Origin of the sequence: Pantoea sp. BJFS-204 (assembly GCF_049310725.1) — a bacterium.
GTDB classification, from domain to species: domain Bacteria; phylum Pseudomonadota; class Gammaproteobacteria; order Enterobacterales; family Enterobacteriaceae; genus Pantoea; species Pantoea agglomerans.
This window is the reverse complement of record NZ_JBMOWE010000001.1, coordinates 630,079-652,358: the sequence shown is the minus strand read 5'-3', so window position 1 is coordinate 652,358 and position 22,280 is coordinate 630,079. Positions and strand designations below refer to the sequence as shown.

General features: G+C 58.5%; 21 protein-coding genes and 1 pseudogene. 5 read left to right on the top strand and 17 right to left on the bottom strand.

From position 1 onward, the window contains the following. Positions 1-82: 82 nt before the first annotated feature. Complete coding sequence (locus ACO6VX_RS02840; RefSeq protein ID WP_422457626.1) at positions 83-2,707, top strand: ATP-binding protein; 2,625 nt, start codon at positions 83-85, stop codon at positions 2,705-2,707. Here the strand turns inward: ACO6VX_RS02840 and phnE (ACO6VX_RS02835) are convergent. The 15 genes from phnE (ACO6VX_RS02835) to fos all read right to left on the bottom strand — a co-directional run bounded on the left by phnE (ACO6VX_RS02835) (position 2,661) and on the right by fos (position 14,617). Beyond that, entirely contained in the window at positions 2,661-3,545 is an 885-nt protein-coding gene (gene phnE / locus ACO6VX_RS02835) for a phosphonate ABC transporter, permease protein PhnE (RefSeq protein WP_122888738.1), read from the bottom strand. The genes ACO6VX_RS02840 and phnE (ACO6VX_RS02835) overlap by 47 nt on opposite strands. Next, positions 3,542-4,402, bottom strand: coding sequence for a phosphonate ABC transporter, permease protein PhnE (gene phnE, locus ACO6VX_RS02830; RefSeq protein ID WP_010670882.1), 861 nt, complete (start codon positions 4,400-4,402; stop codon positions 3,542-3,544). Before phnE (ACO6VX_RS02830) ends, phnE (ACO6VX_RS02835) begins: the two co-directional genes overlap by 4 nt. Before the next feature lie 93 nt (positions 4,403-4,495). Continuing rightward, the gene (gene phnD / locus ACO6VX_RS02825) at positions 4,496-5,422 is read right to left on the bottom strand and encodes a phosphonate ABC transporter substrate-binding protein (protein WP_010247773.1); all 927 of its coding nucleotides are present in this window, start codon (positions 5,420-5,422) and stop codon (positions 4,496-4,498) included. Between the two features lie 26 nt (positions 5,423-5,448). Then, positions 5,449-6,279, bottom strand: coding sequence for a phosphonate ABC transporter ATP-binding protein (phnC, locus tag ACO6VX_RS02820; protein WP_060680480.1), 831 nt, complete (start codon positions 6,277-6,279; stop codon positions 5,449-5,451). Between the two features lie 78 nt (positions 6,280-6,357). Then, on the bottom strand, positions 6,358-7,128 hold the full coding sequence (gene phnP, locus ACO6VX_RS02815) for a phosphonate metabolism protein PhnP (protein ID WP_033767649.1): 771 nt from the start codon (positions 7,126-7,128) through the stop codon (positions 6,358-6,360). Between the two features lie 65 nt (positions 7,129-7,193). After that, positions 7,194-7,730 carry a ribose 1,5-bisphosphokinase gene (phnN, locus tag ACO6VX_RS02810; protein WP_031591074.1) on the bottom strand — a complete coding sequence of 179 codons (537 nt, stop codon included), beginning with the start codon at positions 7,728-7,730 and terminating at the stop codon, positions 7,194-7,196. Continuing rightward, positions 7,730-8,866 (bottom strand): alpha-D-ribose 1-methylphosphonate 5-triphosphate diphosphatase, encoded by a 1,137-nt coding sequence (gene phnM / locus ACO6VX_RS02805; RefSeq protein WP_033778919.1) that lies wholly within the window; start codon positions 8,864-8,866, stop codon positions 7,730-7,732. Before phnM ends, phnN begins: the two co-directional genes overlap by 1 nt. Further along, a complete protein-coding gene (gene phnL / locus ACO6VX_RS02800) occupies positions 8,863-9,576 on the bottom strand; it encodes a phosphonate C-P lyase system protein PhnL (protein WP_033772090.1) in 714 nt (237 codons plus the stop codon). The genes phnM and phnL overlap by 4 nt, the downstream gene beginning before the upstream one ends. After that, a complete protein-coding gene (gene phnK, locus ACO6VX_RS02795; protein WP_013358336.1) occupies positions 9,577-10,338 on the bottom strand; it encodes a phosphonate C-P lyase system protein PhnK in 762 nt (253 codons plus the stop codon). After that, positions 10,328-11,176 carry an alpha-D-ribose 1-methylphosphonate 5-phosphate C-P-lyase PhnJ gene (locus ACO6VX_RS02790; RefSeq protein ID WP_422457624.1) on the bottom strand — a complete coding sequence of 283 codons (849 nt, stop codon included), beginning with the start codon at positions 11,174-11,176 and terminating at the stop codon, positions 10,328-10,330. The genes phnK and ACO6VX_RS02790 overlap by 11 nt, the downstream gene beginning before the upstream one ends. Next, a complete protein-coding gene (locus ACO6VX_RS02785) occupies positions 11,169-12,245 on the bottom strand; it encodes a carbon-phosphorus lyase complex subunit PhnI (protein ID WP_422457622.1) in 1,077 nt (358 codons plus the stop codon). The genes ACO6VX_RS02790 and ACO6VX_RS02785 overlap by 8 nt, the downstream gene beginning before the upstream one ends. After that, positions 12,245-12,820, bottom strand: a complete 576-nt coding sequence (phnH, locus tag ACO6VX_RS02780; RefSeq protein ID WP_010247799.1) for a phosphonate C-P lyase system protein PhnH — start codon at positions 12,818-12,820, stop codon at positions 12,245-12,247. Before phnH ends, ACO6VX_RS02785 begins: the two co-directional genes overlap by 1 nt. Beyond that, positions 12,820-13,266, bottom strand: a complete 447-nt coding sequence (gene phnG / locus ACO6VX_RS02775; protein ID WP_422457620.1) for a phosphonate C-P lyase system protein PhnG — start codon at positions 13,264-13,266, stop codon at positions 12,820-12,822. The genes phnH and phnG overlap by 1 nt, the downstream gene beginning before the upstream one ends. After that, positions 13,266-13,979 (bottom strand): phosphonate metabolism transcriptional regulator PhnF, encoded by a 714-nt coding sequence (phnF, locus tag ACO6VX_RS02770; RefSeq protein WP_010247805.1) that lies wholly within the window; start codon positions 13,977-13,979, stop codon positions 13,266-13,268. The genes phnG and phnF overlap by 1 nt, the downstream gene beginning before the upstream one ends. 239 nt (positions 13,980-14,218) lie before the next feature. Then, entirely contained in the window at positions 14,219-14,617 is a 399-nt protein-coding gene (gene fos, locus ACO6VX_RS02765; protein WP_422457618.1) for a fosfomycin resistance glutathione transferase, read from the bottom strand. A gap of 255 nt (positions 14,618-14,872) precedes the next feature. Between fos and ACO6VX_RS02760 the strand changes: the two genes are divergently transcribed. The 3 genes from ACO6VX_RS02760 (at position 14,873) to ACO6VX_RS02750 (ending at position 18,351) form a co-directional block, all read left to right on the top strand. Next, on the top strand, positions 14,873-15,502 hold the full coding sequence (locus ACO6VX_RS02760; RefSeq protein WP_182504297.1) for a Vat family streptogramin A O-acetyltransferase: 630 nt from the start codon (positions 14,873-14,875) through the stop codon (positions 15,500-15,502). Between the two features lie 140 nt (positions 15,503-15,642). After that, positions 15,643-16,140 (top strand): AAA family ATPase, encoded by a 498-nt coding sequence (locus tag ACO6VX_RS02755; RefSeq protein WP_422457615.1) that lies wholly within the window; start codon positions 15,643-15,645, stop codon positions 16,138-16,140. A 570-nt stretch (positions 16,141-16,710) separates the two neighbouring features. After that, positions 16,711-18,351, top strand: coding sequence for a methyl-accepting chemotaxis protein (locus tag ACO6VX_RS02750; protein ID WP_163640121.1), 1,641 nt, complete (start codon positions 16,711-16,713; stop codon positions 18,349-18,351). Positions 18,352-18,535: 184 nt separating this feature from the next. Here ACO6VX_RS02750 and ACO6VX_RS02745 read toward each other — a convergent pair whose 3' ends face one another. Beyond that, complete coding sequence (locus ACO6VX_RS02745; RefSeq protein ID WP_033758264.1) at positions 18,536-19,627, bottom strand: mechanosensitive ion channel family protein; 1,092 nt, start codon at positions 19,625-19,627, stop codon at positions 18,536-18,538. Positions 19,628-19,911: 284 nt separating this feature from the next. Then, positions 19,912-19,989: pseudogene (locus ACO6VX_RS02740) on the bottom strand (hypothetical protein); the annotation flags it as partial. A gap of 54 nt (positions 19,990-20,043) precedes the next feature. Here ACO6VX_RS02740 and ACO6VX_RS02735 point away from each other — a divergent pair. Then, positions 20,044-22,230, top strand: a complete 2,187-nt coding sequence (locus ACO6VX_RS02735; protein WP_422457613.1) for a putative bifunctional diguanylate cyclase/phosphodiesterase — start codon at positions 20,044-20,046, stop codon at positions 22,228-22,230. Positions 22,231-22,280 lie beyond the last annotated feature (50 nt).

Genomic DNA, 22,280 nt, shown 5'->3' with positions numbered 1-22,280 from the left:
GCGGCCATTCATATTTGTCATAAACGCCCGCCTGCACGCTCCTATACTCGGCCCATCGTTGCAGTGAATAAGAGGTCGTGGGATGCAGCGCACTTATCCGTGGCAGGCCGGGGCACGTGGACGCCTGTTGCTGTTCAATCTGCTGGTGGTGTCGGTCACGCTGATGGTCAGCGTGGTGGCGATCTTCGGCTTTCGTCATGCCGGGGCGATTCAGGAGCAGGCGCAGGCGCAGACCCTGGCCGACATGAACGGCAGCCTGGCGCTGGCGCGGGATACCGCCAACGTGGCAACAGCGGCAGTGCGGCTGTCACAGGTGGTGGGCGCGCTGGAGTACCAGAGCGAATCACAGCGGCTGCAGCAGAATCAGCAGGCGTTGCAGCAGTCGCTGAGCCTGCTGGCCAGTGCACCGCTGGCGGCACGTCAGCCGGAGCGCATCGCCCGGATCCGCGCCCGCAGCCTGATGCTGGAACAGACGATTAACAGCCTGCTGCTGACCGGCCACCAGCGTCATCTGCAGCGCAACAACATGCTGAGCGACCTGTGGCAGACGCAGATTCTGCTCAGCCATATCGACCAGCTGGTGCAGCGGGAACAGCGGGAACAGCGGACGCTGCCGGATGCCGCACTGCGGGAGCAAACCGAACGGCTGATCACCATCGCGATCCGCACACCCTCGCCCATCGCCGTCATCGAACAGCTCCAGCAGGTGATGGCGCAGTGGCGCAACGTGCCGCTGACGGGCGTGACCGGCGAAAACGTGCAGCGAATGCTGGCCACCCAGCAGCGCCTGCTGCCGCTGGCAGGGGCGCTGGAGCAGAGCGACCTGGCGATCGCCTATGCCACCTACCGGATTAAAGCGCTGGTGGCGATGCTGAATGAAGATATCAGCGCCTCGGTGCAGCAGGTGGCGTTACAGAGTGAGGCGCGCACCCTGGCGACCCACCGTGAGCTGGATTCCATCATCGGCTTTATCGCGCTGTTTGCGCTGCTGGCGCTGGCAATTACCGGCTATGCCGGTATCTACATCTACCGCAATCTCGGGTCGAGCCTGACGGCGATTGCCGGGGCCATGACGCGGCTGGCGCAGGGCGAGCAGAACGTCAGCGTGCCAGGGCTGCAACGTCGCGACGAGCTGGGCGAGCTGGCGCGGGCGTTTAACGTCTTTGCCCGTAACACCGCCTCACTGGCTCACACCTCACGGCTGCTGAAAGAGAAGAGTAATCAGCTGGAATCCACCTTTCTGGCGATGCGCGACGGCTTTGCGCTGTTTGATAACAACGGTCAGCTGGTGGTGTGGAACGCCCAGTATGCGGAGCTGCTCGGCATCGCGCCGCATGAACTGCATCGCGGCGTTCCCTGGCAGCAACTGCTGGCGCCGCTGACGGTGGATCTGCACGATCCCGGTGAACCGCAGGAGATCCGGCTGGCCGATGGTCGTACGCTGGAGCTGCGCTTCAGTCCAATCCCGCGGCGCGGCATGGTCAATACCGTGCTGGACCGGACCTCGCGTAAAACGCTGGAGGAGGCGCTGCAGCACAGCCAGAAAATGAAGGCGGTCGGCCAGCTGACCGGCGGACTGGCACACGACTTCAACAATCTGCTGGCGGTGATTATCGGCAGTCTGGCGCTGACCGAAGGCCAGCTGACGCCCGGCCCGCTGGCCAGCCGGATTGATCGGGCGCGACAGGCGGCCGACCGCGCTGCACAGCTGACCCAGCGGCTGCTGGCGTTCTCCCGCAAGCAGGCTCTCTATCCCCGTGCGGTGTCGGTGGTGACGCTGGTGGATAACCTGCAGGGGCTGCTGCAGCACTCGCTGCTGCCCGGTCAGCAGCTGATTATTGATGCGCAGCGTCCCGGCTGGCCCGCCTGGATTGATGCCAGCCAGCTGGAGAATGCGCTGATGAATCTGGTGGTGAATGCCCGCGATGCGATGCATCAGCAAAGCGGCGAAATCCGGCTGCGCATCTGGAATCAGCGTCGTCTGGAGGGCGATGAGAAGCGTGACAGGGTCACAATTGAGGTGATAGACCACGGCTGCGGCATGTCGGCAGGGGTTCGTGAGCAGGTGTTTGAGCCTTTTTTCACCACCAAAGCTACCGGCAGCGGCAGCGGGCTGGGCCTGTCGATGGTCTATGGTTTTGTACGGCAGTCAGGCGGCCAGATCGAACTGGAAACCGCGCCAGGCCAGGGCACCACGGTGCGGCTGCTGTTGCCACGCGCGCCGGAAGCCGCCGTCGCCGCAGTGATCGCCCCGCCATCGCCTGTGCACATTGAGACGGACATTGCGGCGGCCAGTAACCGGCTGGTGCTGGTGCTGGATGATGAACCGGCGGTGCGCCAGACGCTCTGTGAGCATCTGCATCAGCTGGGTTATCTGACGCTGGAATGTGGTGACGGTGAAGAGGCGCTGGCGCTGCTGCGCCAGACACCTGATATCGACCTGCTGATCAGCGACCTGATGCTGCCCGGCGAGATTAACGGCGCGGAGGTGATCCGCCAGGCGCAGCAGAACTGGCCGCAGCTGGCGACGCTGCTCATCAGCGGTCAGGACCTGCGCCATCAGCCGGTGACGCTGCCGCTGTGCGAACGGCTGGCGAAGCCCTGGCAGCAGGCACAGCTGGTGCAGGCGTTACAGCGCGCCTGGCAGCGCAGCGAAAGGCTTAATCGCGCGCAGCAGGCTGCCACAACGGCACCGGCTTCCCACTGATGTAGCGCTTGCGCAGGCGGCTGGAGATCACATCCATCACCATCACTACCACCACCAGAATCAGCGTCAGGAACATCACCACATCCCAGTTCCACAGGCGCATATTCTCAGCGTAAACCAGACCGACGCCCCCGGCGCCGACAAAGCCCAGCACCGCCGCTGAGCGGGTATTGGACTCTATCTGGTAAAGGCTCAGCGCCAGAAACTGCGGGAATGACTGGGTGAAGATGCCGAAGCGGTGTTTCTGCAGGCTGTTGGCGCCGACGGCGCCCAGTCCGCGACCCGGTGAACGCTCCACCGCTTCGTGCCCTTCGGCGTAGAGTTTGCCGAGCAGACCGACATCCTGCAGGATAATCGCCAGCACCCCGGCCAGCGGCCCCATACCGACCGCCCGGACGAAGATCAGCCCCCAGATCGCCATGTCGATACCGCGCAGCAGATCGAACAAACGGCGCATCAGAAACGCCAGCGGTTTCGCGGTTCGGCTGTGCATCACGTTGCGCGCCGCCAGAAACGACAGGGGCAGCGCCAGCAGCGAGGCAGTCAGCGTGCCGGCAAAGACAATCCCTAAGGTGATGCCGACCTGCGACAGATAGTAGCCAAACGGCCAGTTCAGGAAGTCGTGCCAGACAAACATCCGCAGGAAATAGCGCCCCAGCTGCTGACAGCCCATCAGCAGGCGCGACCACTCCAGACCAAACACCGAAAAGAAAAAGAGGTAATAGAGCAGTACCGCCAGTGTCATCAGCGCCAGGCGACGCAGATAGCGCGGCTGTGCGGCGAAGAGTTCACGATGCTGCTGCTTCATTAGCGCGATATCGGGAACGGTGCTTATCATGTCCTGTCTCCTGTCACACGGCGACGAAGCTGGCCGGAGAGCGTATCCAGCAGCGACACCACAATCAGGATCAGCAGCAGCGTAATACTGACCTGATCGTAGCGGTCCAGTTTGATGTTGGTCATCAGCTCCTGGCCGATGCCGCCCGCGCCGACCAGCCCAAGGATGGTTGAGGAGCGGAAGTTAATCTCCAGCCGCATAAAGCTGTAGGAGAGAAAGACCGGCTTAACCTGTGGCCAAAATGCGAAGCGCATCCGCTGCAGCTTGCTGGCTCCGCAGGCGGCCAGGCCGCGTACCGGCTTATCCGACGCCGACTCAATCGCCTCGTAAAACAGCTTGGTCAGGCTGCCCACGGTGTGCAGCGCCAGCGCCAGAAAACCGGGGATCGCCCCGATGCCAAAGGCCATCACAAACATCACCGCCCACGCCAGCTCTGGCATGGTGCGCAGGAAGGCGACAAAGGCGCGAATCGTCATCCGCACGCTGACCGGCGTCTGGGTATTGTCGGCGGCGAAAAAGGCCAGCACCGCGGCCAGTGCCACCGCCACCAGCGTCGAAGCCAGCGCCAGTTGTAGTGTTTCCCAGATCAGCGGCAGCTGGATCGGCAGACGGTAGCCCCAGTAAGCCAGCGAGCCTTCGGTCTTGCCGTCGGCAAACAGCAGCGGCAGATGCAACACCGGCAGGATTTCGTGCAGGTAGTCAAAGAAGTGCGGCAGCGACTGCCAGACGGTAAGCAGATTAAATTCTGCCACCCTGCCCGCCGCCAGGTAGAGTGCCACCAGCAGCAGTGACCAGAGCAGCGTGTCTCGTTTCTGCTGACGGCGGATGCGTTGGTAGTAGTGTTCGAATTCGGTCAAAGGGGATCTCCGGCGCTAAAGCAGCGGGACGCAGGCGAGTTTGCCGCGTCCCGCTTTCCCCGCCTGAGCGGAGAAGATAAGAAGTAGCTGGATTTAGCCGCGGCTGCCTTTCATCAGGTCGCGCTTCATATCGATGATGTTCTGATAATCGGCAACCGTCGCCTGACCGATGTGCTGCTCGCCGCCCACCGCTTTCACGAAGCAGGCGTGATCTTCCTTATCCAGCTTTTTAATCGCCGACACCACTTTCGCTTTAAAGTCAGCGGGCAGCTTGTTGCTGACCAGCACCGGACCGTTGGGGATCAGCGGTGACTGCCAGATAATGCGGATCTGCTTCATCAGATCAGGATGGTCCATGCGGATCAGACGGCCAAACGCGCCAGAGGTATAGCCGCTGTTGTAGTCACCGACCAGTGAGGTCCAGGTCACTGCGCCATCAAACTGGTTGTTCAGCACGCCCAGAATGTCCTGCTCATGGCCGCCGGAGAAGGTGACGCTGGAGAAGGTGTTGTTATATTTGTCATCCACTGAGCCGCCGAACATTTTCTTAAACGCCTGGTTCGGCATCAGGAAGCCGGACGTCGAGTCGGGATCGGCCATACCGAAAGATTTCCCTTTCAGGTCTTCCAGTTTTTTGTAGGGGCTGTCCGCTTTGACGATCACCACCGAGTGGTAGCCGCGTGACTGATCTTTGTCATCCACCACAATGCCAACCACATCCACCGCTTTCGGGTCCTGAATGTAGACCGACGCAAACGAGGCTGGCGACATGCTCAGCACCATATCAATCTTGCCACCCAGCAGACCCTGAATCACGCCAGAGTAGTCGGAGGCGTTGCGCATCTGGGTATCCACACCCAGCTCTTTATCAAAGAAGGTCTTCACACACTGATTATCGCCAATCTGCTGGGTGGCGTTCTGACCGCCCAGAATCCCCAGATTAAGCTGTTTCGGCGCATCCGCTGCGCTGACACCAAACGCCATTACACTGGTCAGGAGTGCTAAAGAAGTCAGTTTCATTCGGGGTTGTTCTCTTGCTGTGGAAGTTAATGGATTTGGTTAAGTTCATCGCCGTACAGCTGGTGCAGCAGGCTGTCGGTCAGTCCTGAAGGATGGCCGTCAAACAGCACCACGCCGCGCTGAATGCCAATCACCCTGGTGCAGTAGCTTTTCACCAGCTCAATCGAGTGCAGGTTGACCATCACGCTGATGCCCTGCTCGCTGACCTGACGCAGCACATCCATGATGCGCTTGGTATTTTTGGGATCGAGTGACGCCACCGGCTCATCGGCCAGCAGGATTTTGGGGTTCTGCATCAGGGCACGGCAGATCGCCACACGCTGCATCTGACCGCCAGAGAGGTTTTCCGCCCGCTGCAGCGCCTGCGGCAGCATGTTCATCCACTGCAGCAGTTCGATGGCGTGCGCCCGGTCGTTGTCGGAGAAGATTTTAAAGAAAGATTTCAGCGTACCGGTCTGGCTCAGACGGCCCAGCAGCACGTTGGTCAGCACGTCGAGGCGTGGCACCAGACAGAAATCCTGAAAGATCATGCCGCACTGGCTGCGCCATTCGCGCAGCTGGCGGCTGTTGAGCGTAACCACGTTACGATCCGCTTCGCCATGATGCAGACTGATAATCGCGCCGGAAGTCGCTTCAATCGTGCCGTTGAGCATGTGCAGCAGGGTCGATTTACCCGCGCCAGAGCGGCCAATCACCGCCACCAGCTCACCGGCGTGCAGGTCGAAACTGACCTGATCCAGCACCTGAGTGTCGCCGTAGGCTTTGCTCAGTTTCTGCACCGACAACACTTTTTGTCCGCTGAGGCTGGCCGGTAGCAGGTCGTTGTCGACCACCGTTTTCAGAAGTGCCTGTGCCATGGTTTCTCCGTCATCGCTAATTGCGTTCTGCGGGTTATTAAGGCGTGACGCGATGAACACGAGATGACAGTCAGATGATCAAACCGTGACAGGCCAGTGCGCGCCGCACAGCAATGTCTGGCCATCACGGGCAGCCAGCACGCCGTCCGGTAACGGGTTTTCCGCTAACCAGTTATCCATCTCATGACTGAGATGGGTGAGCCAGGTCTGACGCGGCTGGAGCATCTCTGCTATCGCCAGCGCCTGGGTCACATCATTATGGTTACGCGGTTCTGCTTGCGGCGGATCGTTGCAGTCAATCACCAGCTGATCCAGCGGCTGGCCGCGCAGGAAGTCGGCGGTGTCGGGTGGCAATCCGCAGGTATCACACAGCCAGGCGAGCCGGGTGCCGTGCCAGTCGAACAGATAGCCATGCGTCAGTTTCGAGTGTTGCAACGGCAGCGGCGTGACCTGCAGTTCACCAAAGGCGTGCGCTACAAACGGCGTTAAGGCGGGACGGAAATCGAGCAGGCCAGGATGTTTATAGAGATCGTCACAGCCTCGCGGATCGGGTGGACCCCAGACCGGAATCGGCGCGCCCACTCCCCAGCGCAGTGCAAAAAGCCCCTGCACATGATCCATGTGGTAGTGAGTCAGCAGAATGCGTGTCAGCGTGCCGGGCGGGAAGCGCGACGCCAGCAGCGGCAGACCGGCATCCAGCAGGATGCGCTCGCGACCAAACTCAATCAGCGCGCTGCAGGGTGCACGCGCGTAGCCGCTGTTGAGCTGCGCACGCTGACAGGCGCGACAGTCGCAGCCCGGCAGCGGTGCGGCAGTGACCCCGCCAGTACCCAGAAAAGTGAGTTTCATTGAAGCGCCTTCGGTGGCGGATGTCGATGCCGGACTGTCTCCGCCGGTGCCAGGATAAGAGAGTTTCATTGATGCGCCTCCAGTATCTGACGCAGCAGGCACACGGTATCCGCCAGCGCGCCGTCGTTGTTGAGGATAAGGCAGCCATCGGGCTGCGGCTGTGCGGCGCGCGCCAGCCGCCGGGCGATCTCCGCCTCATCTTCCCGTCCGCGCTGGCGCAGCCGCGTGGCCAGCACGGCGGGCGTGACCTGCAGACAGACCGGCAGCAGCTGCGAGCCGAAACGGGCCTGCGCCTGCGCCAGATGCAGCCGCGAACCGTTCACCACCACATTCTGCCCGCGCAGCAGCCACTGCTCCGTCTCACAGCCAATGCCATAGCTGAAGCCGTGCGCCTGCCAGCTCACCGCGAACAGTCCCAGCGCAGCGCGACGGGCAAACTCCGCCTCGGTCAGTGCCACATGGTTTTCGCCGCCCGCATCGGCGGCGCGGGTAATGTAGCGATGGGCGATCAGCAGCCGTGGCGGAGGTGCCGCCCGCAGCGCATCCAGCAGGCTGTCTTTACCCGAACCCGAGGGACCGGTGAGCCAGATCAGCCGCGCCATCAGTACACCTGCCGGCCTTTGCTCCAGACGTGCCGCACGTGCGGGTAGCCGTGTGCGGTGTGCGCCAGCACCAGATCGGCGCGGCAGCCTTCGGCGATTACCCCGCGATCTTCGAGCCCTAAGGCGCGCGCCGGGTTACAGGTGACCAGTGCAATCGCCTGCGCCATGCCGAGGCTGTTGCGCTCATCATCTGCCAGCCGGAACGCCGCATCCAGCAGGCTCGCCGGATAGTAATCAGACGAGAGAATATTCAGCAGGCCGTGTGACGCCAGCTCCCAGGCGGCGACGTTGCCGGAGTGCGAGCCGCCGCGCACGATGTTAGGTGCGCCCATCAGCACCTGCATATTGCGATAACGCGAGGCGCGTGCCGCCTCCAGCGTGGTCGGAAACTCCGCGATGCGGCTGCCCGCGGCGTGAGACTCTTCAACGTGCGCCGCGGTGGCATCATCGTGGCTGGCAATGGCGATGCCATGTTCCCGGCAGAGTCCGGCAATCGCCTGACGGTTGGGCTGTGACCATTCTGCCGCCAGGGTGAGCTGGTCATGCTCGAACTGATCCATCTCCGTGTCGTTGAGCTGATATTTGCCCTGATAATATTCGCGATACTTCGTCAGGGACGCGTACTGACGCTGTCCCGGTGAATGGTCCATCAGCGACACCAGCGCCAGCTCCGGCGTGCCCATCAGCGCTTCAAACAGCGGCGCAGTGGTGGGATGCGGCAGTTCACAGCGCAGATGCAGCAGATGCTCGGCCCGGTTCAGTCCTTTGCGGTTGCTGTCGCGGATGGCGTCGATCATCTTGCTGAGGTTATCCAGCCGGTGCCCGCCGTCGCGCACATCCCCGACGCCAATCGCATCCAGCACCGTGGTAATGCCGCTGGAGACCATCAGCGCATCGTGGCTGCTCATCGCCGAGTGTGCCGGCCAGTCCACTTTCGGACGCGGCGTGAAAAACTTGTCGAGGTTATCGGTGTGCAGCTCCACCAGACCCGGCATCAGCCAGGCGCCCTCGCCATCCAGCGCGCCCGGCTGCTGGCTGGTGGTTTCGCTGAAGCTGCTGATGCGCTCGTCGCGAAACTCCAGCGATCCGGTTACCACTTCGTTTTCCAGCACCAGTCTGACGTTATTGATGATCATGCCTGCGCTCCTGTCTCGATTGGGTGCATCAGGTGCAGCCGGTCCGCTACCCGCTCGCGCACCGCCCGATCGTGAAAAATACCGACGATGGCGGCACCACGGGCGCGCGCCTGTTCAATTAGGCTCACCACCGCCTCGCTGTTGACACTGTCGAGCGAGGCGGTGGGTTCATCCAGCAGCAGCACCGGATAGTCGGCGATAAAGCCGCGAGCGATATTGACGCGCTGCTGCTCTCCGCCAGAGAAAGTGGACGGGGCCAGCGACCAGAGACGCTGCGGCACGTTGAGCCGGGTCAGCAGTTCGGCGGCACGTGCTTCACATAAGGCGCGCTCGACGCCGCGCTCCAGCAGCGGCTGCATCACAATCTCCAGCGTCGGCACGCGCGGGATCACCCGCAGAAACTGGCTGACCCAGCCCAGCGTGTCGCGGCGCAGGGCGATAATCTGGCGCGCCGATGCCTGCGCCATGTCGATCCACTCGCCCTGATGCGCGACCCGAATGTGGCCGCTGTCGGGCTGATAGTTGCCGTAAAGCGCGCGCAGCAGTGTGGATTTACCGCTGCCGGAGTGACCGTGCAGCACCACGCATTCGCCCTCGCCTGCCGTCAGGCTGGCGTTGTGCAGCACCGGCAGCGCCGCGCCGTTCTGGTTATGCAGCACAAAGGTTTTACACAAATTCTCTACCCGCAGGCGCGGAGTGATAGTTGTCATTTAATTGAGCACCGAAGAGACCAGCAGTTGAGTGTAAGGATGATGAGGATCGTCCAGCACGCGGTCAGTCAGACCGCTCTCCACCACCCGCCCCTGCTTCATCACCAGCAGGCGATGCGCCAGCAGTCGCGCCACGCCGAGATCGTGGGTGACAATCACCACCGCCAGATTCAGTTCGCGTACCAGCGTCCGCAGCAGATCCAGCAGTCGCGCCTGCACCGACACATCCAGTCCGCCGGTAGGCTCATCCATAAACATCAGCTGCGGCTGCGTCACCAGGTTCCGGGCGATCTGCAGCCGTTGCTGCATGCCGCCGGAAAAGGTGGTGGGCAAATCGTCGATGCGACCGGCGTCAATCTCCACCGCCTGCAGCCAGCGGCTCGCCTCGGCGCGGATGTCGCCATAGTGGCGCTGTCCGGTCGCCATCAGCCGTTCGCCGATGTTGCCGCCCGCGCTGACCTGCGAACGCAGCCCGTCCATGGGATGCTGATGCACCACGCCCCATTCGGTGCGCAGCAGGCGACGGCGATCGCTTTCACTCATCTGATAGAGGTCGCGGTTCTGATAAAGAATGCTGCCCTGCTGCGGCGTCAGACGCGCCGACAGGCTCTGCAGCAGCGTGGTTTTACCGGAGCCGGACTCGCCGACAATGCCCAGCACTTCACCGGGCCAGAGATCAAAACTGACCTGCTCAAACCCTTTGCCCGGCGCATAAAGGTGGGTGAGCTGGTTCACCGCTAGCAGCGGCTGTTCACTGTGCATGTTGCTGTTCCTGCTGCTGATGGCAAAAGTCGGTGTCGGAGCAGACAAACATCCGCGTTCCCTGATCGTCCATTACCACCTCATCGAGATAGCTGTGGCGCGAGCCGCACAGCGCGCAGGGTTCATCCCACTGCTGCACGGTGAACGGATGATCGTCGAAGTCCAGGCTTTCCACACGGGTGTAAGGCGGCAAGGCGTAGATGCGCTTTTCACGCCCGGCACCAAACAGCTGCAGCGCGGGCATCATGTTCATCTTCGGGTTGTCGAATTTGGGAATGGGCGATGGATCCATCACATAGCGATCGTTGACCCGGACCGGATAGGCGTAAGTCGTCGCGATGTGGCCGTAGCGGGCGATATCTTCATACAGCTTCACCTGCATGATGCCGTACTCCTCCAGCGCATGCATGGTGCGGGTTTCGGTTTCGCGCGGCTCGATAAAGCGCAGCGGCTCCGGGATCGGCACCTGGAAAATCAGGATCTGATCCTCCTCCAGCGGCGTTTCCGGGATGCGGTGCCGGGTCTGGATCAGGGTGGCATCGGCGGTGCGCTCGGTGGTGGCAGCATTGCTGACTCGCTTAAAGAACTGGCGGATCGACACCGCATTGGTAGTGTCATCTGCGCCCTGATCGATCACTTTCAGCACATCCTGATCGCCAATCACGCTGGCGGTGATCTGGATGCCGCCGGTGCCCCAGCCGTAGGGCATCGGCATCTCACGTCCGGCGAACGGCACCTGATAGCCGGGGATCGCCACCGCTTTCAGGATGGCGCGGCGAATGGTGCGTTTGGTCTGCTCATCGAGATAGCCGTTGTTATAGCCGGCGAGTTCAGCCATGGTTGCGCTCCTGATAATCGTGCTGCAGCTGTTTCAGCAGTTCCAGTTCCGCCTGGAAATCGACGTAGTGCGGCAGCTTGAGATGCGAGACAAAGCCTGCGGCTTCCACGTTGTCGGCGTGCGACAGCACAAACTCCTCATCCTGCGCCGGGCTGGTAACGCGCTCATGCTGTTCGCGGCTTTGCAGCGCCCGATCCACCAGCGCCATCGCCATCGCTTTGCGTTCGGCGCGGCCAAACACCAGCCCATAGCCCCGGGTAAAGTGCGGCGCCGTGTCGTCGCTGTGGGCAACGCCGTTGACCATTTCACACTCCGTCAGCAGCAGCTCACCAATCTCCAGTTCAAAACCCAGCTCTTCGGGACAGATACTGACGCTGAGAGTGCCGGTGCGGATCTCGCCGGCAAACGGATGGGTGCGCCCATAGCCGCGCTGTGTCGAATAGCCGAGCGCCAGCAGAAAGCCTTCGTCGCCACGCACCAGCTGTTGCAGGCGCGCGGCGCGTGAGGCGGGAAAACTCATCGGCTCGCGGGTGATATCGACAGGCTCGCTGCCGTCATCCATCTCAGCGGCAGCCAGCCCTTCATCGCTCATCATGCTGAACATGTGCGGGCACTGATCAGGCACCGAACGATCGTCACGCGGCGCGGCAGGCGTTTCGCCATTGGCCAGCAGGGTGAAGTCGAGCAGACGGTGGCTGTAGTCGTATGTTGGTCCCAGCACCTGGCCGCCCGGCAGATCTTTATAGACCGCCGAGATGCGGCGTTCGATGCGCATCGCACCGGTCGCCAGTGGCGTGCTCTCCGCCAGGCGTGGCAGCGTGGTGCGATAGGCGCGCAGCAGAAAGATCGCCTCGACCAGATCGCCGCTGGCCTGCTTAATCGCCAGCGCCGCCAGCTCAGGATCGTAAATTCCTCCTTCGGTCATCACCCGATCCACCGCCAGTCCCAGTTGCTGCGCCACCTGATCGCAGCCGAGTTCGGCTAACGCCCGATCGCCGCGCCGCAGATCGGCCTGCAACTGATGGGCGTTCGCAATGGCTTTTTCGCCCCCTTTTACCGCGACATACATCAGCACACCTCCACAACGGTGGTGCGCGGCACGGCCATGATCGCTTCGCCACAGGTGAAGATCAGATCCACGCCCTGCGGGAACGGATGCGGACGGGTGCGCAGATATTCCAGCACGCTTTCGGGCAGCTGTGGCGCGATGGCGCGGGTTTCGCGCAGGCCAGGGCCGGAGAGGCGCAGCGTCAGGCCGCCATTCAGCGACGGCACTTCGATAATCAGCGTGGTGCTTTTTTCCGGTGACATGTTGTCACCCGCTGCGAACTGCGTCGGGTCGGGCTGCGCCGCCGCATGGCTCAGGGCGAATGGTGCATCCTGTTGCGTGGTGATCGGCGCACCGGTATGGAAGCGCAGATTGTTGCGCAGCTGTTCGTTGTCAATTTCCGCATCCAGCCAGACCGGGCTTTCCTGATCGACCAGCGTCAGCAGCAGCGCCGTGGCCGCCGGTGACAGTGCGCCCCAGCCTTGTTGCAGCGGCAGCGAGACCATCACGCCCGGTTCGCTCATCGCTTTCAGAATGCGGCGAAACGCGCGCTGCGCATCCGCCACCGGATGGTTAAAACTTGCCAGTAAAGTCATCAGTTATCTCCGCGAACCAGCGTAAAGAAATCCACTTTGCTGCTGGCGATTTCACGGGCGCGCAGCTGTCGCTGCTCATCGCGCCACGCCGCCAGCGGGGTAATAATCTTCTCTTCCAGCAGTTGCCGGGTTTCCGGCTGCTGCAACAGCGCATCCAGCAGGGCGCAGCGCTTGGCATGAGCTTTGTCGCGCCCTAACAGATAGCTGTAACCCAGAGTGCCGTCGCTGAGCTGCACCACCGCGCGCGTCACCGTGGCATCACCCATCACAAAGCGTTTGCCGGTGGCCCCCATCCGCGCCTGCAACCGCGTCAGCCCGATCTCTGCCGGACGGATCAGGGTAAAGGCGGGCTGGAGGTTAAGCGCCTGCCAGTGCGTCTCAAGCAAGGCGGCGCTGCTGTGCGCCAGCACCGACAGCCAGCGCTGGCGATCCGTTTGCTGTTCCATTAGTGCTCCAGAGTCAGTTCAATCATGTCGCCGCGCGTCAGGCTGACGGAGTATTCCGCCACCGCGCCATCACTGGTTTTGTTCAGGGTCCGCACGCAGAGCAGCGGCGAATGCAGCGCGATGTCTAGCTGCCGACACTCTTTGGCCTGCGCCCGGCGGGTGCTGATACGGGTCTGGGTGCGCACCAGCTGCTTGCCGGTGTGCTCCACTAAGAAGTCGTGCAGCGATCCACTGTTAAATTGCTGAAGCTGTGGCCACCAGCTGAGGTCGGCAAGGAAATGGTTGATCAGGCAGAGCGGCACGCCGTTGGCGCGACGCAGGGTGCGCAGATGAATGACGTTGTCGCCCTCTTTCACGCCCAGCGCATTGGCAACGTCGTTGCTGGCCGGACGCAGCACCGCCAGCAGCCGTTCGCTGGTGGGATGACTGCCCTGCTCCAGCAGGTTCTGGCTGAATCGCGCCTGGGCATGCAGCGGATAGTCATAAGGGCGCATCAAAACCAGGATGCCGACGCCGTGACGGCGCTGCAGCAGCCCTTTGTGCACCAGCTCATCCACCGCCCGACGCAGCGTGTGGCGATTAACCTCATAGTGATCGGCCAGCTGTTGTTCGGAAGGAAGATAGTCGCCGCAGCGGTAGCGCTCTTTCAGCGCCTGCTCCAGTTGTGCGGCAACAGCCTGATAGACAGTGGTCGGATGTCTGGATAACTCCATCACGATGAAATCCTCACGGGTTACAGAGTGGGAACGCAGTGAAAAGACGCTGCGGGATGGTGTTAGCTTGAGGGGATCAGATGACAGAACCGTGACGCGGGGGTGAAGGAGAGGTGAATGTGGTGGCTGGAAAATGAGGAGTGCTTGTCAGGGTGCGTGACTGGCAGGAAACCGCCGGGCATGGGGTAATAGCCCCCGCTTAAGCGATCATTTCCTCTGCCGGGCCGGGAGTCAATCAATCAGAAGAACGTCATTCCCTGATAAGGCTGAGCAAGGCAGGCTCTGATACGGCTCTCAAGATCGCCATCGTGGATTTCAAGCTTGTGGCCATCGGGGTCCAGAAAGTAGAAGGAGTTCCCCTCGCTTTTATTGCGCTTCCACTCTGTCACACCCGCCGCTCTCAATCGCTCAACGAACGCATCAAATTCGTCACCAGGAATAGTGAATGCATAGTGTGTGTAATCATTTCCAGCAGAGACGGTATCCACAGAGAGACAGAGCCAGAGTTCACCCAGCGAAAGATAAGCGCCGTGATCCCATGCCGCTTTGGGGGTGAATCCAAGGGTCTCCGTATAAAAATTCAGGCTACTGGCCAGGTTGCTAACTGCGAGTGTGAGGTGATTGAGTCCGGTCAGCATGTAAAACTCTTTATCAGAATGCAGAAGAATTTAATTTACAGGAATTAGATTTCTTTGCACACAAACAGAATTAACAACCGTTTATATATCTGCTGAATCTCTGCCGGGCCCATCCCGGAAAGAGGAAACAGGAGCCGGCAATACAGCCGGGGCCGGCGCGCGATGAGCAGATAATGAAGCCCGGGCTTGCACGAAAGGAACGACAGGCTTGATGGTGTACACTGGAATGAACTAACGTTGCGCTTAGGAGAGAGTATGTACGGACCGGATCCCGCTAATCCCCATCCAATGGAAGGCTTCCCACAGGTTTGTTTTATCAAAAATACGGTGAAAAACCCCAACATCATAATCGGGGATTTTACTTATTATGATGATCCTGAAGACTCAGAAAACTTCGAGCGCAATGTCCTTTATCACTTCCCCTTTATTGGTGACAAACTGATCATGGGTAAATTCTGCGCGATAGCCAGGGGCGTTCAGTTCATCATGAACGGGGCAAACCATAACATGGCAGGTTTCTCCACTTTTCCGTTTTACATTTTCGGAAATGGATGGGAAACAGCCCAGCCTCAGGCCGGCGATCTGCCCTATAAAGGCGATACGGTGATTGGTAATGATGTATGGGTGGGTTATCAGGCGCTGATTATGCCAGGCGTTAAAATCGGCAACGGCGCAATAATCTCGTCACGTTCTGTTGTGACGTCGGATGTCCCGGCCTATTCGATTGTGGGTGGCAACCCGGCCAGAGTGATCAGGCAGCGTTTTACCGATGAAACCATATCCCGACTAGAGAAGCTGGCCTGGTGGGACTGGCCGGTAGAAAAGATTACCCAAAACTTACCGGCAATTATCTCCGCAGACCTTAAAGCCTTGCCAGATGAATAGCCGGGCAGAAGTGGAATAAACACTGCCCGCTGCTGGCAAAGGGTGGCGGTCATCCGACACGGGTTCGCATAATTTCGCGCAGATTGATGTATCAATGTGTCTGCTTTACCACTGGAGCGCGGGTTAAAACAGGAGTTGTTATGCTCTACATCTTTAGTGGCCTTCCGGGTAGCGGAAAAAGCACTATCGCTAAAATGTTATCTGAAAAATTGAAAGCGGTGTATTTACGCGTCGACACAGTTGAACAGGCTCTGCGTAATAGTTCAGCAGCTTTCAGGAATATCGGCCCTGAAGGCTACTTCATCCTTTATGAGCTTGCGCGGGACAATCTGAAACGGGGATTACCGGTTATCACTGACTCGGTGAATGACCTTAACCTGGTACGTGATAGTTTTCGTGATATCGCACTATCATCAGGCGTTCCCTTTCTGGAGATAGAAATCCTCTGTTCTGATCCAGAACAGCATCGTGCGCGTGTAGAGAACAGAATCTCAGATATTCCTGGTTTAAAAGTGCCTGACTGGCAAGCCGTTGTGGATCGTGTTTATGAACCGTGGAGCAGAGAACATCTGAAGCTGGATACGGCTGAATTATCGCCTGCTGAGTGTGTTGATATCATCCTCCAGACGAGCATTTAGCCCTGACCGCGTTTAGCCCGCACCCTTAACGGCAAAATGTTTCAATCCCTGAGGCTGCCTACCCTCAGGGATTAAAACCGGTAAAACAGAAGTAGCCACGCTATTCCCTCAGCTTAAGCGGCAATATCAGCACGTTCTGGAGAGGATTAATGAGGTAACCAGGGTCAGGTACTCAATGAGAGAAAACGGACGTAATTCCTGAACAGTTGATCATGTCCCAAAGGCTTTTTCAAAAACTGAAAAAGAGTAGAAGTCGCAGATAATTGAATCAAAAAGCATCCCGGCTGGCAAAATTCTGATGCCCTTTTGATGGTATTCCATCATTCCCTCTCAAATTAACATTGTAATTTTCCACTATTTTTTAAGTTAATCTGAATATTCAAAACCTTAAAAAATAAATAAACCATCTGATTCAACATCATAATTTTAAATTGTCATTTTATTTTTACTGAAGCCTGCCTTCTTAAATTTATGCGCGATTTTTGCACTGCCGTTGGTTAATAACCGTGAGTAATCTCTGGCTGCTCCAGGCCGATAATCGTAAGACATCTTACCTGGAGCTTTACTGCCATGCTGAAAAATACCCGTCTCACCACGATCCTGACGTTATCCGGACTGTTTCTGTTTTTTGTCTTTCTTGCTTCTTCATTGCTGAGTGTGATCTATCTGAATCGCAGTGCGGAATCTCTCAAAAATCTCAACCATGAAGTTTCTGCAACCCTTGGCGTCGCTGACACGACGAACTGGATACGTGCCGCTCGCACCACACTGCTGGCCGCTGTTCCTTATGCTGACGGCAGCAATCCAGAGGCGTTTAATGCCGCGCTGGCCCAGGCCAGATTTTACTATGATGGCGGCTTGCGCTTTATGCAGGCCTATCAGGCTGCACCAAAAATGGCCGGTGAAGCGGAACTGTCACGGGAGCTGGCCGCACGCTACAACGATTACACTCAGCAAGGCGTTGGTGCCCTTTTCACCGCGCTGCAGAAAAGGGATGTACCCGCTTTTCTGATGCTTGCTGGTACAAAAGTCGTGGCACTTGATGAGGCTTACCGCGTTCCGCTGGACAAGGTTATTGCCATACATAAACAGTCAGCCGTAAACATCACCCAACAGGCCGATACCGATACGCACATTGCTTATGTTGCTGCGGGTGTGTCGGTCATACTCTTTATCCTGGCTTCAGTCATTGTGGCGGTGGTACTGAAAAATGTGCTGATCAAGCCCCTGCGTCGTGCTGGCGAAGTAACGGCAGCCATTGGTGCCGGCGATCTGACATCGGAGTTCCACAATCTCCGCAACGATGAAATGGGCAGGCTTCTGCAGGGGCTTGAAAATATGCAGCTTGGCCTGAAAACGATGGTCAGTGAAATCGTCAATGGCGTAAGCGAAGTGGCTCGCGTTACCACGCAGATAAGCGACGGCAACCACAGTCTTTCCAGCCGCACGGAGCAACAGGCGGCAGCGCTCGAAGAGACCGCGGCGAGCATGGAGGAGCTCTCGTCTACTGTCTCACTCAACGCCGGTAATGCCTCAGTCGCCAGCGACGCGGCCTCTGCGGCTTCCGGAACCGCTTCGGAATGCGGCGCGGCAATGCGGGAAGTGGTGCGCACGATGGCAGACATCAAAACCAGCGCAATGGCCATCAGTGAAATTACCTCCGTAATAAACAGCATTGCCTTTCAGACAAACATTCTGGCACTGAACGCAGCGGTAGAAGCAGCACGTGCAGGCGACCAGGGTCGCGGTTTTGCTGTGGTTGCTAACGAAGTTCGCACGCTTGCACAACGCAGCACACAGTCTGCTCGGGAAATTGAAAAGCTGATTGCTGAATCCAATCTGAACGTCGGTCTGGGTGAGCAGAAAGTGGCTCAGGTTTCGCTGACAACAGAAAAAATTATCAGCGATGTGACCGGCGTGACCTCGCTGCTGGGAGAGATTGCGGCGGCGTCTTCTGAACAGAGTAAGGGAATAAATCAGATCGGCACGGCTGTAACCGAAATGGACAGTGTGACTCAACAGAACGCCACGCTGGTTCAGGCTTCTGCTGCTGCTACGGGTGTACTGGAGGAACAGGTTAAATCGTTAAGTGCGATTACCAGCCGGTTCAGGTTGCAGACTGGTGCGGTCGTGACAGACTTACGCTCCCCGGCCATACCGTCTGTTCAGGTAAAAGAAAAAGTTTCAAGCGATCCGTGGGTGAGCTTTTAACTGAGTCAGGCTGATGTCTGCAGCTTCTTCTGCAGACATCGGGCCTACCAGAAGATGGCCAAAACAATTATGTCCGCTTCAGACACCAGGCGGACAAACACGCCATCGCCTGCCCTGAAAGAACAACGGAGCAACAGCCATCAGGATGCACACACCCACGCAGACTGCCGCTCCCAGCTTGCCCCTATTCTGCCGTCCCTATTCCCACCTTCTCACGCCCGGTATCCGTCAGTGATGCTCTCACCTGCGGCAGGCTTTCCGGGTAATTCTGCTGAATAAACTCAATCATCTTCTCACGCACGTAACAGCGTAAATCAAAGGCGATCGGCGAGTTCTGCGCGGTCATCAGCATCCTGATGGTCATGGTTTTCTCGGTGGTGTCGGTCACCTGCAGCACAGAGGTTTCCTGATCCCAAAGCTTGGTTTCGCTCAGCACCTTTTCAAAATGCTTGCGCAGCGGCTCCAGCGGCATGGAGTAATCCACGTAAAGGAACACCGAGCCTAAGATCTGGGCGTTATTGCGCGTCCAGTTCTGAAACGGATTTTCGGTAAAGTAGGTGATCGGCAACACCAGCCGACGCAAATCCCAGATGCGCACCACCACATAGGTCAGGTTGATCTCTTCAATCCAGCCCCACTCTTTTTCTACCACTACCGCATCATCAATTTTAATAGGCTGGGTAAAGGCGATCTGAATACCGGCGAACAGATTGACCAGCGACTTCTGCAGCGCAAAACCAATAATGATACCGGCGACACCGGCACCCGCCAGGATGGTGGTGCCGAATTTCCGGACGCCAGGGAAGCTGAGCAGAATCAGCGAAACACAGAACAGAACCAGGATAACAATAACTACTTTTTTGACATAGATAATCTGCGTGCGAATTTTGCGCGCACGAAGGTTATTGGAAATATTAATGTCATAGCGGATATAAAGCATATCCTGCGCCACATTGGTCAGCCGGATTAAGACCGAGCAAAATGACATAATAATAAAGACATTGATGATATTGGTGATTAAAGAGAGAGATTCCGGTTGGAAATCGATGTAATTAACGCCGACATTAATCATTAATAACGGAATAAAAAAGAACATCGAGCCGCTAAGATGCTTCTCAAGGGATTTAAACAGTTTTCTGTCACGAATCTGCCAGTAGCGGATGAACCGGAGCAGGATAAGGCGGGCCAGAAATCCCAGCACAAAAGAGAGCGAGACGAGTAATACAACAGGCACCCATGACGGGAAACCAGATAACTCACCGAATAACAATGGCATTATTTTCCCTTATAGTAAGCTGACAACCTCAGGCTGTCAGATAAGTGACAAACTCAGTAACCGTTGTCTTCACGGCTATCCGTTCGTAACACAATCAGCGCACATGAGTATGAACCATAGCGGCGAAGTTAACAGGAAATGCACGGTGATGCGTCCAGAGAGGCTGTCGCGCGCCAGCCTTATGGCTACTGATACAGAGGCCGAATGTTGGCCCTCATGTCACCGTCCAGCCAGCTAACCCCATTAAAATATCTGATACAACACGGCCACTTTTTCACTCCCCATTATTTAGGCTGCCCTGACCATCCGGCAACAAAAACGTTGCCAGAATCACTAAGCGTAACGCTTTGCGTGGACGTTTTTGTGCCATCTGCTAATTTTTAAGCTGTTCCCCTGCTGCTGAGAAAAACAACAATATGATTAACACCCTTAAACTTTCCTCTGATTTTCGTCGCAGTTTCCTGCGTGAAGTCCTGGTGCCGCTGGTCGCTATCTTACTGCTGACGTTTGTAGGTGCAGGCGCTGCGCTCTTTGTTGGTACCTCACTCACCAATACGGAGGCCCGCCATCAGCAGCAACGGATGATTGAAGCCTCTTTTTCACAGAGTCTGAATGAGCATCTGCGCCAGCTGCATAGCCTGTCGCGCTGGGGACCCTTTGAGCAGCATCTGGCAGAGGTCAACAGCAGCAGGTGGCTGGATGAGAACATTGGGCTGTGGCTGTATGAGATGTTCGGCCATCAGCTGATTCTGGTGCTGGACCAGCAAAATCAAATCGTCAGAGTCTGGCGCGAAGGCCAGCCGGTCTCTGCCCCTGAAGATGACCCGCTGATTGGTGAGGTGCTGCAAAGCTCGCTGGTCAACGATCCGGCACGCCACGATAACGCCGATTATGCCCGTGTGACAAACCGGGCCGCCGCGCTGGCAGTAGGTAACATCCAGCGGGAGAGCAATGCCCTGCCGCGTTTCCGGCTGGTGAGCCTGAAATTTCTTGATGACGGCTATCTGGCGGGCCTGGCGGAACGCAATCAGCTGCAGGGACTGCACTTCTCCGACGGCACGCCACAGCCGGGAACCGGTGCGCGCTATCTGCTGATCGCGCAGGCGGGTGAGGCGGTTGGCTATCTGAACTGGATCCCCTCCCGTCCCGGTGCGCAGATGCTGCGCACCATCGGGCCATCTACCGGGCTGGCGGTACTGGCGATATCCCTGCTCTGCCTTTATATGGTGCGGCGACTCTGGAACTCCTCGGTGAACCTCTCGCAATCCATGCTCAGGCTCGGCGCGTCGGAGGCTCAGGCACAGCATCTGGCGTTTCATGATGTGCTGACCGGCCTGCCGAACCGCGCACTGGTCGAAGACCGCTTAACCCAGGCGCTGGCTCTGGCGACGCGCCACGATCAGCGGGTGGCGCTGCTGCTCATCGACCTCGACCGCTTTAAAACCATCAACGACACTCACGGTCATCATGCCGGAGATGAACTGATCATCGCGGTCGCACAGCGCCTGAGCCGTATCGTGCGGGCCAGCGATACGGTAGGACGCATCGGCGGTGATGAATTTATCGTGGTGATGCCAGATGTCGATAATATCGGCCAGGTGCATAGCCTGGCACAGCGCATTATCGACGAACTGAGTGAGCCTTTTACGCTGTTTGGCAGCGATGTCTGGAGTGGTGCCAGTATCGGACTGGCGCTGGCACCCAAAGATGGGGTTGATCGGCTGGAACTGATGCGCAAAGCGGATATTGCGCTGTATGAGGCCAAAAGCGGCGGGCGCGGCACGTATCGTCAGTTTGAACGGGCGATGGATGAGTCGGTGCGGACCCGACAGACCATCGCTGCCGACCTGCGTACGGCGCTGCATACCCATCAGGGGCTGGAGGTGTGGTATCAGCCGCTGATGGATATTGGCGGTCAGCAGATGGTGGGCATCGAAGCGCTGCTGCGCTGGCACCATCCAGCCCGCGGCCTGATTGCGCCCGGTGAATTTATCGCGATTGCCGAAGAGACCGGCCTGATTATTCCGCTGGGCGAATGGGTGCTGGCTGAAGCCTGCGTCACTCAGCAACGTTTTCCCGAGCTGCTGGTGGCGGTCAACGTCTCGCCGGTGCAGTTCCGCTCTACCGGCTTTGTTGAGCGGGTGATGGCGATTGTCAGCCAGAACGGCGGCGATCCGAAGCGCCTGGAACTGGAGATCACCGAAGGGGTGTTAATCGAAGATGAACGTGAAGCACGCGCCATTATTGTGGAGCTGCGTGACGCGGGCTTCCGGATTGCGCTGGATGACTTTGGCACCGGTTACTCCAGCCTGAACTATCTCAGCAACTTTCCGGTGGATAAAATCAAAATCGATCGCTCATTCACCCAGTCGCTGGGCGTGGCGGAAAATTCAGTGGCGATTGTTGAATCGGTGGTGAAACTGGGTCATGCCATGGGTCTGATGGTGACAGCAGAAGGCGTCGAGACGCCAGGGCAGATGTCTGCGCTGGCAGATGCGGGCTGTAATCAGCTGCAGGGCTATCTGTTCAGTCAGGCGGTGCCCGCCGATCAGCTCGCAGCACTGATGAAAACGATTGCGCCAGACAACGCGCAGCACGAGTGATCGCTGATGTGGAAAGCCTGAGCGCAGCTCTGTGCTCAGGCTTTCCGGCT

What these genes read in the sequence shown, in the direction of transcription:
- ACO6VX_RS02840 (WP_422457626.1), top strand. Translation starts at nt 83, where the DNA reads ATGCAGCGCACTTATCCGTGGCAGGCCGGGGCACGTGGACGCCTGTTG.
- phnE (WP_122888738.1), bottom strand. Translation starts at nt 3,545, where the DNA reads ATGATAAGCACCGTTCCCGATATCGCGCTAATGAAGCAGCAGCATCGT.
- phnD (WP_010247773.1), bottom strand. Translation starts at nt 5,422, where the DNA reads ATGAAACTGACTTCTTTAGCACTCCTGACCAGTGTAATGGCGTTTGGT.
- phnC (WP_060680480.1), bottom strand. Translation starts at nt 6,279, where the DNA reads ATGGCACAGGCACTTCTGAAAACGGTGGTCGACAACGACCTGCTACCG.
- phnP (WP_033767649.1), bottom strand. Translation starts at nt 7,128, where the DNA reads ATGAAACTCACTTTTCTGGGTACTGGCGGGGTCACTGCCGCACCGCTG.
- phnN (WP_031591074.1), bottom strand. Translation starts at nt 7,730, where the DNA reads ATGGCGCGGCTGATCTGGCTCACCGGTCCCTCGGGTTCGGGTAAAGAC.
- phnM (WP_033778919.1), bottom strand. Translation starts at nt 8,866, where the DNA reads ATGATCATCAATAACGTCAGACTGGTGCTGGAAAACGAAGTGGTAACC.
- phnL (WP_033772090.1), bottom strand. Translation starts at nt 9,576, where the DNA reads ATGACAACTATCACTCCGCGCCTGCGGGTAGAGAATTTGTGTAAAACC.
- phnK (WP_013358336.1), bottom strand. Translation starts at nt 10,338, where the DNA reads ATGCACAGTGAACAGCCGCTGCTAGCGGTGAACCAGCTCACCCACCTT.
- ACO6VX_RS02790 (WP_422457624.1), bottom strand. Translation starts at nt 11,176, where the DNA reads ATGGCTGAACTCGCCGGCTATAACAACGGCTATCTCGATGAGCAGACC.
- ACO6VX_RS02785 (WP_422457622.1), bottom strand. Translation starts at nt 12,245, where the DNA reads ATGTATGTCGCGGTAAAAGGGGGCGAAAAAGCCATTGCGAACGCCCAT.
- phnH (WP_010247799.1), bottom strand. Translation starts at nt 12,820, where the DNA reads ATGACTTTACTGGCAAGTTTTAACCATCCGGTGGCGGATGCGCAGCGC.
- phnG (WP_422457620.1), bottom strand. Translation starts at nt 13,266, where the DNA reads ATGGAACAGCAAACGGATCGCCAGCGCTGGCTGTCGGTGCTGGCGCAC.
- phnF (WP_010247805.1), bottom strand. Translation starts at nt 13,979, where the DNA reads ATGGAGTTATCCAGACATCCGACCACTGTCTATCAGGCTGTTGCCGCA.
- fos (WP_422457618.1), bottom strand. Translation starts at nt 14,617, where the DNA reads ATGCTGACCGGACTCAATCACCTCACACTCGCAGTTAGCAACCTGGCC.
- ACO6VX_RS02760 (WP_182504297.1), top strand. Translation starts at nt 14,873, where the DNA reads ATGTACGGACCGGATCCCGCTAATCCCCATCCAATGGAAGGCTTCCCA.
- ACO6VX_RS02755 (WP_422457615.1), top strand. Translation starts at nt 15,643, where the DNA reads ATGCTCTACATCTTTAGTGGCCTTCCGGGTAGCGGAAAAAGCACTATC.
- ACO6VX_RS02750 (WP_163640121.1), top strand. Translation starts at nt 16,711, where the DNA reads ATGCTGAAAAATACCCGTCTCACCACGATCCTGACGTTATCCGGACTG.
- ACO6VX_RS02745 (WP_033758264.1), bottom strand. Translation starts at nt 19,627, where the DNA reads ATGCCATTGTTATTCGGTGAGTTATCTGGTTTCCCGTCATGGGTGCCT.
- ACO6VX_RS02735 (WP_422457613.1), top strand. Translation starts at nt 20,044, where the DNA reads ATGATTAACACCCTTAAACTTTCCTCTGATTTTCGTCGCAGTTTCCTG.